This window comes from Rhizobium sp. LjRoot98, assembly GCF_964252935.1.
Taxonomy (GTDB): domain Bacteria; phylum Pseudomonadota; class Alphaproteobacteria; order Rhizobiales; family Rhizobiaceae; genus Pararhizobium.
In genome coordinates, this window is the sequence record NZ_CAXUPW020000005.1 from 173,250 (window position 1) to 187,834 (window position 14,585).

General features: G+C 56.8%; 16 protein-coding genes and 1 tRNA gene. 11 read left to right on the forward strand and 6 right to left on the reverse strand.

What is annotated here, in order from left to right:
• Nucleotides 1-147 precede the first annotated feature (147 nt).
• Nucleotides 148-498 carry a hypothetical protein gene (locus tag ACSQ3J_RS17720; RefSeq protein ID WP_037099811.1) on the forward strand — a complete coding sequence of 117 codons (351 nt, stop codon included), beginning with the start codon at nt 148-150 and terminating at the stop codon, nt 496-498.
• Between the two features lie 106 nt (nt 499-604).
• On the opposite strand, the gene ACSQ3J_RS17725 is transcribed toward ACSQ3J_RS17720, so the two are convergent.
• Entirely contained in the window at nt 605-886 is a 282-nt protein-coding gene (locus tag ACSQ3J_RS17725; RefSeq protein WP_060506443.1) for a GNAT family N-acetyltransferase, read from the reverse strand.
• 322 nt (nt 887-1,208) lie between these two features.
• Between ACSQ3J_RS17725 and ACSQ3J_RS17730 the strand changes: the two genes are divergently transcribed.
• Complete coding sequence (locus ACSQ3J_RS17730; RefSeq protein ID WP_436039687.1) at nt 1,209-1,499, forward strand: paraquat-inducible protein A; 291 nt, start codon at nt 1,209-1,211, stop codon at nt 1,497-1,499.
• A 37-nt stretch (nt 1,500-1,536) separates the two neighbouring features.
• On the opposite strand, the gene sciP is transcribed toward ACSQ3J_RS17730, so the two are convergent.
• Complete coding sequence (gene sciP / locus ACSQ3J_RS17735) at nt 1,537-1,812, reverse strand: CtrA inhibitor SciP (RefSeq protein WP_037099805.1); 276 nt, start codon at nt 1,810-1,812, stop codon at nt 1,537-1,539.
• A gap of 497 nt (nt 1,813-2,309) precedes the next feature.
• Between sciP and ACSQ3J_RS17740 the strand changes: the two genes are divergently transcribed.
• The 8 genes from ACSQ3J_RS17740 to ACSQ3J_RS17775 all read left to right on the forward strand — a co-directional run bounded on the left by ACSQ3J_RS17740 (nt 2,310) and on the right by ACSQ3J_RS17775 (nt 9,793).
• Nucleotides 2,310-3,056 (forward strand): helix-turn-helix transcriptional regulator, encoded by a 747-nt coding sequence (locus ACSQ3J_RS17740; protein WP_060506596.1) that lies wholly within the window; start codon nt 2,310-2,312, stop codon nt 3,054-3,056.
• Between the two features lie 180 nt (nt 3,057-3,236).
• Entirely contained in the window at nt 3,237-4,433 is a 1,197-nt protein-coding gene (gene mnmA, locus ACSQ3J_RS17745) for a tRNA 2-thiouridine(34) synthase MnmA (RefSeq protein WP_112834522.1), read from the forward strand.
• Between the two features lie 171 nt (nt 4,434-4,604).
• Nucleotides 4,605-4,681 (forward strand) — tRNA-Met (locus ACSQ3J_RS17750).
• A 517-nt stretch (nt 4,682-5,198) separates the two neighbouring features.
• A complete protein-coding gene (locus ACSQ3J_RS17755) occupies nt 5,199-5,429 on the forward strand; it encodes a hypothetical protein (RefSeq protein WP_156393906.1) in 231 nt (76 codons plus the stop codon).
• Nucleotides 5,411-5,965 carry a hypothetical protein gene (locus ACSQ3J_RS17760; protein WP_060506441.1) on the forward strand — a complete coding sequence of 185 codons (555 nt, stop codon included), beginning with the start codon at nt 5,411-5,413 and terminating at the stop codon, nt 5,963-5,965. Before ACSQ3J_RS17755 ends, ACSQ3J_RS17760 begins: the two co-directional genes overlap by 19 nt.
• 120 nt (nt 5,966-6,085) lie before the next feature.
• Nucleotides 6,086-6,745 (forward strand): hypothetical protein, encoded by a 660-nt coding sequence (locus ACSQ3J_RS17765; protein ID WP_060506440.1) that lies wholly within the window; start codon nt 6,086-6,088, stop codon nt 6,743-6,745.
• A gap of 221 nt (nt 6,746-6,966) precedes the next feature.
• Nucleotides 6,967-8,646: a flagellin gene (locus tag ACSQ3J_RS17770; protein WP_060506439.1), complete on the forward strand. Its 1,680-nt coding sequence runs from the start codon at nt 6,967-6,969 to the stop codon at nt 8,644-8,646.
• 127 nt (nt 8,647-8,773) lie between these two features.
• Nucleotides 8,774-9,793: an ABC transporter substrate-binding protein gene (locus tag ACSQ3J_RS17775; RefSeq protein WP_060506438.1), complete on the forward strand. Its 1,020-nt coding sequence runs from the start codon at nt 8,774-8,776 to the stop codon at nt 9,791-9,793.
• A gap of 53 nt (nt 9,794-9,846) precedes the next feature.
• Here ACSQ3J_RS17775 and ACSQ3J_RS17780 read toward each other — a convergent pair whose 3' ends face one another.
• Together ACSQ3J_RS17780 and ACSQ3J_RS17785 are read right to left on the reverse strand one after the other, a co-directional pair.
• Entirely contained in the window at nt 9,847-10,635 is a 789-nt protein-coding gene (locus ACSQ3J_RS17780; protein ID WP_244482364.1) for an ABC transporter permease, read from the reverse strand.
• Nucleotides 10,636-10,858: 223 nt separating this feature from the next.
• Nucleotides 10,859-11,797, reverse strand: a complete 939-nt coding sequence (locus ACSQ3J_RS17785; protein WP_060506436.1) for an AraC family transcriptional regulator — start codon at nt 11,795-11,797, stop codon at nt 10,859-10,861.
• A 220-nt stretch (nt 11,798-12,017) separates the two neighbouring features.
• Between ACSQ3J_RS17785 and ACSQ3J_RS17790 the strand changes: the two genes are divergently transcribed.
• Nucleotides 12,018-13,058: an NAD(P)-dependent alcohol dehydrogenase gene (locus tag ACSQ3J_RS17790; protein WP_060506435.1), complete on the forward strand. Its 1,041-nt coding sequence runs from the start codon at nt 12,018-12,020 to the stop codon at nt 13,056-13,058.
• Between the two features lie 68 nt (nt 13,059-13,126).
• Here the strand turns inward: ACSQ3J_RS17790 and ACSQ3J_RS17795 are convergent, their stop codons facing one another.
• A complete protein-coding gene (locus ACSQ3J_RS17795) occupies nt 13,127-13,489 on the reverse strand; it encodes a hypothetical protein (protein WP_060506434.1) in 363 nt (120 codons plus the stop codon).
• A gap of 159 nt (nt 13,490-13,648) precedes the next feature.
• On the reverse strand, nt 13,649-14,500 hold the full coding sequence (gene kdsA, locus ACSQ3J_RS17800) for a 3-deoxy-8-phosphooctulonate synthase (RefSeq protein ID WP_060506433.1): 852 nt from the start codon (nt 14,498-14,500) through the stop codon (nt 13,649-13,651).
• Nucleotides 14,501-14,585 lie beyond the last annotated feature (85 nt).

A 14,585-nucleotide genomic window follows, 5' to 3' on the forward strand; every position in this document is an offset into this window, starting at 1 on the left:
CTATGATTAACGATGCCCGTAAACGAAAGGTTACCAGCGGTAGGATTTTGTTAAGATCGCTGTAATTTTTTTTGTTTCCGACACCGTAAGGTCGGTTGGACGGGTCAAATCCAGTAACCGGGGTCTCGCATCACGGGAGTATTGCGTATGAAGTCACGTGAGAGCCTTGTTCGCCTGAAGGAATTTCAGGTGAAGGAGAAACAGCGTCAGTTGAGCCAGTTGCAGCTGATGATGTCCGAATTTGAGCGGATGACCAAGGAATTGGAAAACCAGATCACGTTCGAGGAAAAGAAGTCCGGGATCACTGATCCCACCCATTTCGCCTATCCGACATTTGCCAAGGCTGCGCGGCAGCGGGCAGACAATCTCCAGGTCTCGGTTCGGGAGCTGAAGGTGCAGCAGGATGCGGCGGAACTCGCGCTGGAAGAGGTTCAGGCGGAATTCGCCAAGGCCGCAGCGCTTGAAGAACGTGATAGCGGTGCTCGCATGCGCGCTTAAGGCGCGCTCGAGCTTTTGCTCAAGGCCAAAAGGCCCTTCTCACGGACTTGTCTCAAGTTCGTGAGAAGGGCCTTGTGTATTTCCCAGCTGTTTTTAGCAGCACTTCCTAAGCCTGGATCACATCCTGCCATTCGGGATGGCGTTGCGTCTGGGCACGCATGAAAGGGCAGAGCGGAATGATCTTCCAGCCACCTTTTCGCGCCTCGGCGATTGCGTGCGCCGCCAGCGCCTGGCCGACGCCTTTGCCGCGCAACGCGTCCGGAACGGCGGTATGATCGATGATGATCAGATGCGACGATGACCGGGAATAGGTCATTTCTCCGGTATGGCCCTCGACCGTTGTGCTGTAGCGGCCATGCGAGCCGGTTTCCTCACTGATGATATCCATGACATCTCTCCCTTTTTTCCGGCTGAGCCGGGACCGTTTCCGTTGCGTGGTTGGTTCATTGCCGCACATGTTCAGGCCAAGGTCCCCGGCGCACCACCAAGGACCTCGCTGTTCAGCATCGCCAAAGATGATATGTAATCCTGTCCGCGCAACAGAAGACAAGAATCATGCGTCTTATCACACCGCTTTTCCTTGTCCTTTCAGCCTTTTTTCTGGCTCTCGGGCTTGTGTTGCCGCTGGTCAGGTTTGAAAAACTGGTATTTTCAACGAAACGCCGTCGCTTCTCGGAATCGTGTCGTCACTCTGGGATGAGGGCAATCAGATGCTTGCCGTCATTGTGGCGCTTTTTTCCGTCGTGTTCCCGTTGGCGAAGCTGGTCGGCATGACTTTCGAGGCGACAGCGTCGGCGGACGGCAAGGCTGCGGGCGTGGTTGCCCGCCTTCTGCCGATCCTCGGCAAATGGTCGATGATGGATGTGATGCTTGTGGCGCTCGTCATCTTTGCAGCCAAGACCAGTGGAATGGCCGAGGCTTTCACTCAACCCGGTCTATGGTTCTATGCCGGATCGGCGGTGCTGACGGGGCTCGTTCAAATGCGGCTGCGGCCGCACTGAATGCGGCCGCTTGAGCTCTTGCAAATTAAGTATCTGGCTAGTGGCGATACTGCTGGATTCGCGTCGTACGCAGGCCGGCAAGGCCGTGGTCGCTGATCGAGGACTGCCAGGACAGGAATTCTTCAACGGTCAGGGTATAGCGGTCGCAGGCTTCTTCCAGGCTCAGCAGTCCGCCACGCACGGCGGCGACGACTTCTGCCTTTCTGCGGATCACCCAACGGCGCGTATTGGCCGGAGGAAGGTCAGCAATTGTCAAAGGGCTGCCATCGGGTCCGATGACATATTTCACGCGGGGTCGTATCATTTCGGTCATTGGACTCTCTACACATACTCAAGACCATATAGGCTCAACTTACCCTGCCACATTTAACATTTGCCTAAGCGAGTGGTAACAATTTGCTAATAATTTTAGAGACTTCCAGCGTGCTCTTCGACCAATTGCAGATCTCGAAAACCCCGTGCACATACATCATGAGTTTTCCCGGGTGCGTGGCTCTATTATAAGGTGTTAAAGTTTTGTATTCGTGTCTTCAAGGTCTGCATGGGAGCTATGCAAATATAATGGTTCAATTTGCATAAAATTGTTGATAGTAACGGCCAGTAATTGAGCATATGCAGCATTTTGTTGCTCTGGAATGCTCTCGATGCACCATTTTATTTCAAAATACCGTTCCTTTCGCTTCGATTGTGTCCCTTGGGGCCTCTCGGGGTTTTGTCGGTGTTGGATTTATAGCGTGCTGCCGAAAAAATTCCGGAACGAGAATTTTTTGGAGAGCTGGTGGTATGGCCGGCAGTTTGGTGATTAAAAATATGAGAGACCCTGACAAGCTGACCTTGCGAAGCGAGGCTTATGCTGATTTCCTTTCCGGTATGAACAGTTCCGCAGTCCAGACGGAGTATGAAGTGCTCCACCTGATGCGCCAGTGTACGGCGCAGTTCGGTTTTAGCCATTTCATGATCGCGCGCGTTCCGTTCGGCGAGCAGCAGCGCTTCGCCGAGCGTCTCGTTTTGAGCAGCTGGCCATCGGAGCTTGTGCGGGAATATGACGCCGCTACGGTTTTCCAGGCCAGTGCGCTGATCGAGCAGCTGCGCCATACGAAGCTGCCAGTTTTCGGCGCAACACAATCCCTGCTCAATGCGCAAGGACCTGCGGCACGTGAACATGTCGATGCGCTGTTTGGCGGGCAGGCGATGAGCAACACATTTGCCGTTACGCTGCACACCACCCACGGGGAAGCGTTTGCCGTCCTGCTCTGCGGGCCGCGTGGTGAACCTGACAGGGCCGAGACGGCTGACCTCTATCTGACATTGCTGCAACTGTTCGAAACTCTCGAGCGCACCTTCGAGGTCGGCGCCTCGGCGCGCGACAAGCTGTCGACGCGCGAGATTGAATGTCTTCGCTGGGCTGCAGCCGGCAAGAGCAGCGATGAGATCGCGATCATTCTCGGCATTTCCGCCTATACGGTCTCCAGTTATTTCAAGACCGCTACCCGCAAGCTCGATTCCGTCAATCGCATGCAGGCGATCGCGCGCGCCATGCGAATGAAGCTGATCTGAACGCGGCAGAGCCCTTGCCCTTGTTCAATTCTTCCCGACTTTCTATATAGCGGCTTGCGGTATGGCCGGTCTGCCCGGCGACCGCTTCGCTGCGGCGTTGGCCGTTTGCAGGAAACAGGGTATGGTCGCGCGAAAATGCCGAACAACCCGCCGATGGACCGGAATGCCGGATTGGATGCCGTGAACAGTCTCGATTTTGATCGCAAGCCCGAAGATACGCGCGTCGTCGTTGCCATGTCCGGCGGCGTCGACAGTTCCGTGGTGGCCGGCATCCTGAAACGGCAAGGTTACGACGTCCTCGGCATCACGCTGCAACTCTACGATCATGGCGCTGCCGTCCACCGCGCCGGCTCCTGCTGTGCCGGACAGGATATCGACGATGCCCGCCGTGTCTGCGAGGTGCTGGGCATTCCGCATTATGTGCTCGATTACGAGCAGCGTTTTCGCGAAACGGTGATCAATCCTTTCGCCGAGAGCTATGTTGCCGGCGAAACGCCGATCCCTTGCGTTGCCTGCAACCAGACCGTCAAATTCGCCGACCTTCTGGCAACCGCGCGCGATCTCGGCGCCGATGCGCTGGCGACCGGCCACTACATTCGCTCCAAGGCCAATCCGCAGCCGGGTGCGCCGGGCCGTCGCGCGCTGTTTCGTCCGACGGATGCTGATCGCGACCAGAGCTATTTCCTCTTTGCCACCACGCAGGAGCAGATCGATTATCTGCGGTTCCCGCTCGGCAATCTCACCAAGGCTGAAACACGGCAGCTTGCCGAAGAGATGGGCCTCGTCGTTGCCAAGAAGGCCGACAGCCAGGACATCTGTTTCGTGCCGCAGGGCAAATATGCCGATATCATCAACAAGCTGAAGCCGAATGCGTCGCTGGCGGGTGATATCGTCCACCTCGACGGCCGCGTGCTCGGTAGCCACGATGGTATCCTGCACTATACGATCGGCCAGCGCCGCGGCATCGGCGTCGCTACCGGCGAGCCGCTTTATGTCGTGCATCTCGATGCCCGTTCGCGCCGCGTCATCGTCGGCCCGAAGGAGGCGCTGGAAACACGCCGCGTCTATCTGCGCGACATCAACTGGCTGGGCGACGGCGATGTTTTCGATGTGGCGGCCGATGGTTTTGCCTGTTTCGCCAAGGTTCGATCCACCCGCCAACCGGCACCTGCGATCCTGCGTGCCGACGAGAATGGCGTCTCGGTCGAGCTTCTGGAAGGTGAGGCGGGCGTTGCCCCCGGCCAGGCTTGCGCGCTCTATTCCGGTATCGGCGAAGATGCCCGCGTCTACGGCGGCGGCTTCATCCTGCGTTCCGAACGTGAGGCAGCGGCCGAGGCCGCGCTCAAGGATCTGCTGCAGGGCGTGGTTGCGGCCTGATTGAGGGCAGGGGACGGTCCATAACATGCCGTCTCCGGCCGTTGTCCACCGTCCCTTGAAAAACTTCCCGTTTTTTGAAACACCTCGGCTTGACACCAGCATGAACCGCACCTTATAAGCCGCCCCACTGACGGCGACGACAGCGGCCAAGAGCCCAAGTCGCAGCCTGATGGCGGGGTAGCTCAGGTGGTTAGAGCAGCGGAATCATAATCCGCGTGTCGGGGGTTCGAGTCCCTCTCCCGCTACCACTGCTCTTCAACAAGAGTAGTATTGAAGAATCCACCTCTACTATTGAAAAAATCTTGCTGGTGCCATTCCGGTACATTTGTACACCCCTTCATTCATTGGCCGCGTTAGGCTCGCTCGAACCTATTCGCGCAGTTTTAACGCTGGCATTGTTGCAGCGTAACGCCGTCGAGGTTTGAGCTCGCAGCGGCTAAAACAATCCATCTGCACTTTTACAGCCGCCCGGAACGAGAAATCGTCCAGGCTGAACGCTGGCTTTCAGCATAGCAAGAGCTGCTAGTCGGGTCCTTGCAATATTGAGTTGACTATTATGAGCTGTTTCGGCAGGACTCCGGAGCAAAATTCTCTGGCTTTTTAGGTTGATCAAACATTAAATACTGCCAAAGCCGATCGATTCAAGTGCATTGAGCTTCTGAATCCGAGGTGTTGATTTCGCGAATTCTGGACATTTTTATTTAATTTTAGATTATACTATTGTAGTGAGTTCTAATAATGAGGGCTGTTCTATTTGACAATGGCATGACTGTCATCGAAGCCGGTCATGCGCCTATCTCGGCCCAGAGGCTCGTGATTACCTTTTCGTCGTTTGGAGAAAACGATCCATTGTTGCCTGGTTTTGGCCAGCAATTTCTTGAAAAAAGCGGTTGCAGCGTTATCGCCGTCAAGAAGCGCGCCGATAACTGGTACCGTGACCTAAGTCTCCAAGATTTTGCGGACGTTGTTACGCAGTTTTGCGGCAGGGCGCGCTAAAGAATTATTCTGGTGCACTTCAGCATATCGATGCCGCAATCGACAACAATGCAAGCCTTCTTGCGTTGCGGCGCCGGCGGGATTGCCTCGACGCTCTGGCGCGCAATTATGAGGCTCGCGAAGCTGCCGCGCGCGTGGTCTCCCTTGCTCCACGCAATACCGCAGACATCCTTCACCTTGCACACCTCAATATGCGGGTTCGCGATTTGCCCGCCGCGATATCGACCTTGGACAACGGCATTTCTTCACTCCCAAACAGCGTTGAGCTCTATCGGAGGAAGCGAGACTATTTGGTGCATGCCGATCGGTTGAAGGATGCAGTGAAAGCTGCGGCCTCCGTGGTGAAAATTGCTTCGAGTGATTCCAGCGACGTCGCTTCGTTGAGGCTGCTGCGCATCAGGCAGCTTCAACGGCAGGCCACGATGGCGAGCAGGAGCAGCCTGCAAAGATTGCAAGACTACGCCTTTAGAATTCCGAGGTTTTTCATGAGCGCAGAGCCGATTGCCATTCTCGATACCTTGGTTTCGACAATCTAGGCCTTCGATGTTGAACTTTTCGTCTGCGTGTCGGCGGAATGACAAGGCATCTTTCTTTTTTCCCTCCATGCGGCTACGTGCCTTGTCCAACACCTCCAAATTGTTGAGGAAATGACCGGTATGGGTAAAGAACGCTCCGAGATGGAAAACCTGGCACGTCAGCTTTACCGCGACCATAAAAAGGTGCTGGGCCTGCTTGCGGAGCGCAGTTCCGGTACGGGCTTTGAGCTCGCCGCCCAGCGGTTGTTTGGTGACAAACCTGAGCGGGAGAAGCCCGTCAGGATAGGCAACAGCACGGTCGTATGTCCTGGGATTCAGAAAAACCTCGTAAGTTTTCTGCCTGCACGATGGCACGAGGAGTTGGACAAGACGAAGGGCAGGTGGCCTGGCTGCGAGAACTGGTGGGCCGGCTATCCGTTTATTGCCTGGGTGGAGATACGGGCTGGCGATGATGGAATCACAGGGGTCCTCAAGCTGAATGCGGAAGTCGGTCCCATTTCAGACCATAAGACCCGCAAGGGGATTATCGAGGCGATCCGGATGGCAGCATCTGCCGAAGGGCTGGAACGCATCCAGTTCCCGCCGGGTGCCGTTGACGAACGGGGACTTTATTCACGTTTCCTGCGGAAAAACTCCGCCGCTGTGAAAGATATGAGCGACACGGACGGTGTGGAGAGTAAAATCGTGCAGCTTATGGCTGACTTCGAACCGGAGTTCGAATTGGTCGCACGCGTCATACCGCAGTTCTTGCGTGTCAGAGAGGCGCTCGCGCGGCGTTAACTTTTTGTTAACCTATCTTAATGCAGTAAGGTTAATGAAATATGCTCGATTCTCGTCGGGCAACTCTAAATATCAAGTGTTCTCGTTTTTTAGGGTGACGGTCTCGCCATGACGGCGGGCACCCTCGTGGTTAACCGTTAAAAGTGTTCCCATCATTGCTAGCTTTTTACCGGACTGGTTCTGACCGCCGGGCGCTAGCCTATGCTCAAGGAGCTTTTAACATGACCAGTATCCTGACGAACACCGCCGCTATGGCTGCCCTCCAGACATTGCGCGGCATAGGCTCCCGCCTGGCTGAAACGCAGTCTCAGATCAGCTCGGGCCTGAGCGTTCAAACCGCAGCAGACAATGCAGCCTATTGGTCGATTTCGACCACCATGCGCTCCGACAATATGGCGATTTCCACCGTGGCTGATGCGATCGGGCTTGGTGCGGCGAAGGTCGATACGACCTATACCGGCCTTGATGCCGCCAAAGATGTTCTCAGCGAATTCCGGGCAAAGCTGGTGGCCGCAAAAGAACCAGGCGTGGACAAGGCCAAAATCCAGAAGGAACTTGAACAGTTCAAGGAGCAATTCGTCTCCATCGCCACGTCTGCGAGCTTTAACGGCGTCAACTGGCTCAAGACGGATGCACCGCAAAATCTTTGGGATCTATCCTCGCTTCCCACGAACATCGTCTCCGCCTTCACGCGCTCTGCGGATGGCACTGTTCACGTCGGCACAACGGAAGTCGATACCGCCGATATCAGCCTGTTCAATGCCGGTGGCGGTGCCGCCTTGCAGAAGGATATCCGTGCGCTTGGAAACATCGGCGGGTTCAGGCCAACAGACATTGATGCGGCGGGGGGCGCTGGCTATCAGCAGTATGGTTTCTCCGGTCCATTTACATGGGACGCTGCTGACACGATCAGCTTTGACGTTCTGGTCGATGACAGCCCGCTTGCGGCCGGCACGAGTTACCCCATCACCATCAACAGGGCGGCGGTAGATGCCGCTCTCGGTACGACTGATGGCCTTGTTTCGACTGCCCAGGCTTATGCCGCAGTGCTGCAGCATGTTCTCGCCGCCGGCGGCGTTCCAGCGACAGCGCAATGGGCTGGCGGCAGCGCATTTTCTATTCGGAGCAATGAAACGACCGGTCATCCCGGCTCCAGCATCGCCGTTTCCGGCGTCACGTCGAGTGTTGCCCCTGGGAACTTTGGAGCCGGGCTGGAGTTGCCACCGGTCGCCGAGCAGGCCAACATGTATCCGCAATGGAGTTTTAGCTTTTCCGGTCCTGTGTCGGTCCATCGCGACGTGGAGTTCAGCTTCGACATTCAGGTCGGAAGCGATCCGGCGATAACCCTCACCATCACCCGCGACAAGGTGGATTTGGCGCTTGGTACATCGGACGGTAAAATCACATCCGCCGCCGACATGGCAACGCTTCTTGGCCTGGAGCTTGCAGGGAGAGGGTTGAATGTCAGTTCTACCGGAACGGCCGTGACCTTCGACATCGACAAGACCCTTTATCCGAATGCCGGTACCCGCTCGTTCATGAGCATCGGCAACGTTGCCGACAATATCGGTCCTGTACCGGATTTCGACATCCTCGACGTGGATATCACCGACCCAGCCAATGATCTCGACAACTATCTGACCGGCGTCGATATCATGCTGCAAAAGGTCATTTCAGGCGCAAGCACGCTCGGTGCCGTCAAGACGCGGGTCGATATGCAGGAAAGTTTCGTGCAGACCCTCATGGACACGATCGACAAGGGCATCGGCCGTCTTGTCGACGCCGATATGGACGAAGCCTCGACCCGGCTGAAAGCCCTCCAGACGCAGCAGCAACTTGGGATACAAGCACTTCAGATCGCCAACGTGAATGCCGAAAATGTCCTGCAATTGTTTCAATAATTGGCGGGCAATCGGCTCGAGCCAACCATAGCTTGACGTTTTCACAAACTGCCATTGACACGGGCAAAACGGATGTCTTTACAACGCATGCGTTTGTCCCCCATGTCAACTATCTTAGGAATTTTGAATGAACTCATATGTTTCGTTGCACAGGCTGGGTAGCGCCGCTCTGTGGGCAATCGCGACAGCCGCTATGGTTTCTCCTTCCTATGCGTTGGATAAGGTCCGGTTCGGCACCGATTGGCTCGCCGAGGCCGATCACGGGGGGTTCTATCAGGCTGCTGCCGACGGCACCTATGCCAAGTACGGTCTTGAGGTGGAAATTACCCAAGGCGGCCCTGGAACCCAAAATCGCACCATGCTGCTCGCAGGCAAGCTTGATTTTTACCTCGGCACCCAGCAGGAGCAACTGATCGGGATCGAGCAGGGTATTCCGCTGGTCGATGTCGCGGCGTTCTATCAAAAGAATGCCCAAGTTATTCTTGCGCACCCTGACAGAGGCATCGAGAATTTCGAAGGCCTTGCCAAGCTCGAAACGATTTTCATGACGCACGGTGGGTTTGGCGCATATTTCGAATGGATGAAAGCTAATTTCGCCGGCTTCCGCAATGAGCAATTCAGGCCCTATAATTTCAGTCCTGCGCCATTCCTCCTGGACAAGAACTCCGCACAGCAGGGCCTGATCACAGCGGAGCCCTACGAGATCCAGAAACAAACCGGCACCGAGCCAAAGATCTTCCTGCTCGCGGATAGCGGATACAAACCCTATGCGAACATGATCACCGTCCAGCGGAGCCTCATCGACACCAATCCCGACCTTGTCCAGCGGTTTGTCGATGCATCAATTGAGGGTTGGTACAATTACCTCAACAATGACAACACCTCTGCCAATGCTCTGATCAAGGCGGAAAACCCGGAGATGACCGATGGCCAGATCGCTTATGCCATCGGCAAAATCAAGGCATATGGGATTGTCGATAGTGGCGATACCCTGGAAAAGGGGATCGGCTGCATGACGGGGGCCCGCTACAAACAGCTCTTTGACGAATTGGTGAAGGTGAAGCTGTTGCGTGCGGAGACCGATTATACCGTGGCATTCGATACGCGCTTTTCTTGCAAAGGCGTAGGGCTGGCGTTGAAGAAGTAGAGTATCGCTCTCGGATCGGTACTGATCGGAATGTTGCTGCGGCAGGACCTGGTTCAGCCTTCGCGCTCGGCTTCACTTGGATGCCACCGCCGCAGCGCCAGCCTGGACAAACGGGATGTGATTTCGAACATCAGGTAGCCGAGCAAAGCAAGTAATACGAGGGCGGCGAAAAGGCGAGGGGTGTTCAGCCTGTATTGTGCTTCAAGCAGGCGGAATGCCAGCCCCGACGTCGCACCGGCGGAGCCTGCCGCAAATTCCGCGACCACGGCACCGATCAATGCCAGCCCGCCACCAATTTTAAGGCCGGCGAAAAAATGCGGCAGTGCCGATGGCACGCCGAGATAACGAAGCGTCTGCCACCGGGATGCACCATATGTTCGAAGCAAATCGGTAAAATCCCGGTCTGCGTTTTTCAGGCCCTGAAGCGTGTTCAGAAGGACCGGAAAGAACGTCACGATAAACGCGCAGATGAGTTGAGCGATTTGTGGCGACGGTGCGTAAATCAGGATCAGTGGCGCGATCGCGACGATCGGTGTGACTTGAAGGGTCACGATGAGCGGGGAGAACAGTGTTTCGACCCATCGGGCCTGAACAAGAACCACCGCAGCGCCGACCCCGCCGATGACCGCAAGGATCAGTCCGAACAGGGTCGTTTTCGTGGTGACCCAAAGAGCCGGCGCCAGTATCGGCCAATCGGTCACGATGGAATTGGCCACGGCGAGCGGGCTTGGCAAAATGTAGGCTGGTACGCCAGCGAGGATGACATAAAGCTGCCAAGCCACGATGAGGATGAGGAAACCCGCAATCCGCACCAATAACCGGGGGGCCAGGTTATGCAGCACGGGCTTTCTGGCTGGAAAAGGCAATCGCTTCAACAAAATCACTTGGGTTCAAATGGTCCTCGGCAAGGCCGTACCACCACCGCGTTTCGTGGACCTTGTGTCTGTAATCGCCTTGCGCCAGGACGTGCGTGATGTCTAGGTGTCGAAGTGGAGGAGTGTCTTAAACACAGGCTCCCGCAGGAGCCGCAGGTAGCAGCACGAGGATTGGCACTTCGCCCGCTCTTCACCCTTCGCTCAACATTTCCATGCCGCCGGTCAAGCGGTCCATCAGACTGCGTCGGACACGGCCGACGTCGCGTAGCGGCGGTTCGCCGAACTGGCGGGCATATTCGCGGCTGAACTGCGACTGGCTTTCATAGCCGACCTGATGGCCGGCAGAGCCTGCATCCAGCATGTCTTCCAGCATCAGCCGGCGGGCTTCCTGCAGCCGCAGCTGTTTCTGATACTGCATTGGGCTCATGGCAGTGATTGCCTTGAAGTGATGATGCAGGGAGGAGACGCTCATACTGACACGGCTGGCCAGTTCCTCGATCTTGAGGGGCAGGGCGTAGTGTTCCTTCAGCCAGACGCAGGCGCGGCTGATCTGGTGTGACTGGCTTTCGGTCACTGCCATCTGGCGCAGGCGCGCACTCTGAGGACCGGTCAAAAGCCTGTAGATAATCTCCTGCTCGATCAGTGGCAGCAGAGCCGGTATGTCTTCCGGCCGATCCAGCAGCTTGAGAAGTCGTATGGCCGCGTCTTCCAGTTCCACTGTCATCGAACTCACGGTCATGCCGCGTGCGGAGGGGGCAGGGGTGCCGCCGCTGCCGGCGTGTTCCAGCAGCGAGGATATGCGCGTGGTATCGATGCCGAACATCACGCTCAGATAGGGTTTGTCCTCCGAGGCTTCGACGATCTGCGTGGTGACCGGCAGGTCGATCGAGGTCAGCAGATAATCGGCGCCGCCATAGCGATAGACGTCGTCGCCGAGCACCACCTGTTTTGCGCCTTGGGCAATCAACGCCAGGCTCGGTCTGTAGGAGCCGCAGGATTTTGTGCCGGTTCCGGAGCGACGATGCACGCTGACGCCCGGAATGGCCGTTGGGTGATCGCCATCTTCCTTGGCGAAACGGGCAATAAGATCAATCAGTTCCTGACTGCGTGGGGTTCGTGAAGCTGTCATAATCGAAAGTCTTTCCAGCTATTTAGATTGTGTCTCGCACACCGGAAGTTAGTCCTCCTGCGTGCATTTGCAAAACCGCGGCGACATGTTTTGCAGGATCGTACAATAATCTTGCAGGATTGCTCTAACGTTCTGTCTGTGCGATCTGCCAGTATGCTTCCGGGGAGAGGCGATCTGTGCTTCCATCACATCCCCGCTTCATCAGATAAAGGAGTGATCCATGGCCCTGGCAAGAGGATATGCGGCGACGGATGCGTCGAAGCCGCTGCAGCCCTTCACATTCGAACGGCGCGAACCCCGCGAGGACGACGTCGTCATCAGCATCAAGTATTCCGGCATCTGCCATTCGGATATCCATCAGGCCCGCAACGAGTGGGGTAATTCGGCATTCCCGATGGTGCCCGGCCATGAGATCGCCGGTATCGTTACGGCTGTCGGTTCGAAAGTATCAAAATTCAAGGTCGGCGACCGGGTTGGCGTCGGCTGCTTCGTCGATAGCTGCACCACCTGCGCCAGCCGCGATGTCGACCTGGAACAGTATATGCCCGGCCTTGTCGGCACCTATAATAGCGTCGAAGCCGACGGCAAGACACCCACCCAGGGCGGCTATTCCGATTTTATCGTCGTCAAGGAAGGTTATGTCCTCTCCATCCCGGAGAACCTGCCCTTCGAGGCAACGGCACCGCTGCTTTGTGCGGGCATTACGCTCTACTCCCCGCTGCGCAACTGGGGCGCTGGCCCGGGCAAGAAGGTGGCTATCGTCGGCATGGGCGGGCTTGGCCATATGGGCGTCAAGCTGGCCCACGCGATGGGCGCGGATGTCACTGTGCTCAGCCAGTCCCTGTCGAAAAAAGAAGATGGCCTGAAGCTCGGTGCCGATCATTATTACGCGACCGCCGACGCTGAGACCTTCACGAAACTGGCAGGAACGTTCGACCTCATCCTGTGCACCGTGTCGGCAGAGATCGACTGGAACGCTTATCTCGGCCTGCTCAAGGTTGATGGCACGCTGGTGCTGCTCGGCATTCCGGAAAAGCCGGTGCCGGTCCATGCGTTCTCGCTGGTTCCGTCCCGCCGCTCGATTGCCGGCTCGATGATCGGCTCGATCAAGGAAACCCAGGAAATGCTCGATTTCTGCGGCGTGCACAATATCGTCTCGGAAATCGAATTGATCCGCATGGATCAGGTCAACGAAGCCTATGAGCGCGTCATCAAGAGCGACGTGCGCTACCGTTTCGTCATCGACATGGCGACACTGTAATCCATTCAAACGAAAGGCCGGCAGGTTCGACTTGCCGACCTTTCATTGTCCTGCCACCAAAAGGCGGACTATTTAACTTCGGTCAGAACTTCCGTGCCGGAGCCGTCCTTGCCGGTAATCGTCCACTTGCCATCCAGCGTACCATCGCCGTTGACCTTGTAGACGATCAGACCCAGCGCGTCTTCCAAGACATAGCCGGCCGCAAACGCGTTGCCGTTGAGCATGCAAACACCGGTCGACTTCACGCCTGCCGTTTCCCATTCGATCACGCAGGTGGTTTCGCTGGCGAGCGTTATTTCAGCCGTGCCGGAATAGCTCGATCCATCAAGATTGGTCCCCTCGACCGTGTATTTTCCGGCGTTGACAGTCTGCGCATGCGCAGTGGTCGCGGCCTCAAGCGCGAGTGCTGCGGCGAAAATGATCTTTTTCATCTAACCCCTCAAAGCAATGCTCGATGATCGAGCTGCACTTGAGCCTATGCGCAATCAGGGCCGTTTGAAAAGAACCAAAATTGTGCTGATTGGTGCGCGGGGGAGCCCCAGATCGGCAGATTTCATCACGAAGATGGCCGCCGTCGTGTGGCCGCCGCGCTAACTCCGCACCGCCCGGTGCACCGCGCGCAGGGTCGAAAGCAGGCTTGCAGCCGTGTCGAGCGGCAGGCAGCTTGGCCCGTCGCAAAGCGCACGGTCAGGGTCAGGATGGAACTCGAGGAACACGCCATTGGCACCGGCCGCCACGGCCGCCTTGGCGATGATGGGAACACCCTCGCGGCGCCCACCTGTCGAACCACCGTTGGTGCGGGGGTCGGCGCCCGGCAATTGCACCGAATGGGTCGCATCGATCGTCACCGGAACGCCGAGGCGCTGCATTTCGGCGATACCCAGCATGTCGACGATCAGATTGTTGTAGCCAAAGGAGCTGCCGCGTTCGCACAAGACGATCTGGAGATCCGGCGCGACCGCCCGCGCCTTGGCGATGATGTTCTTGCAATCCCATGGAGCGAGGAATTGGGCTTTCTTGACGTGCAGCAGGCCACCGGCACGCTGCGTGGCAATGGCGGTGGCAACGATCAGATCCGTCTGGCGGCAGAGGAACGCCGGAATTTGAACCAGATCGGCAACGGCGGCAACCGCCTCTGCCTGGTCGATTTCGTGAATGTCCGTGGCAATCGGCACATTCAAGGTTCGCTTGATTTCCGCAAGCATGGCGAGGCCGTCTTTCAGCCCAGGACCTCGGTAACTGGCGTTCGAGGAGCGGTTTGCCTTGTCAAAGCTTGCCTTGAACACGAAAGGCAAGCCGAGATCGGCCGTCACCGCCTTCAGGTGCTGCCCGACCCCCAGTGCCAGCTCCAGATTTTCAAGAACATTCAGCCCTGCGATAACGGCCAAAGGCTGGCCCTCGCCAAACGATATGTTCCAGTGTTTCAGGTGAGCTACGGCCATGGTCGACTTTCCCTTGCACGGCACAGCGGTGCGCCGGCACTCTGTGGATTGAAGCGAGAATCACACCTCTGATCACCGCAGATGC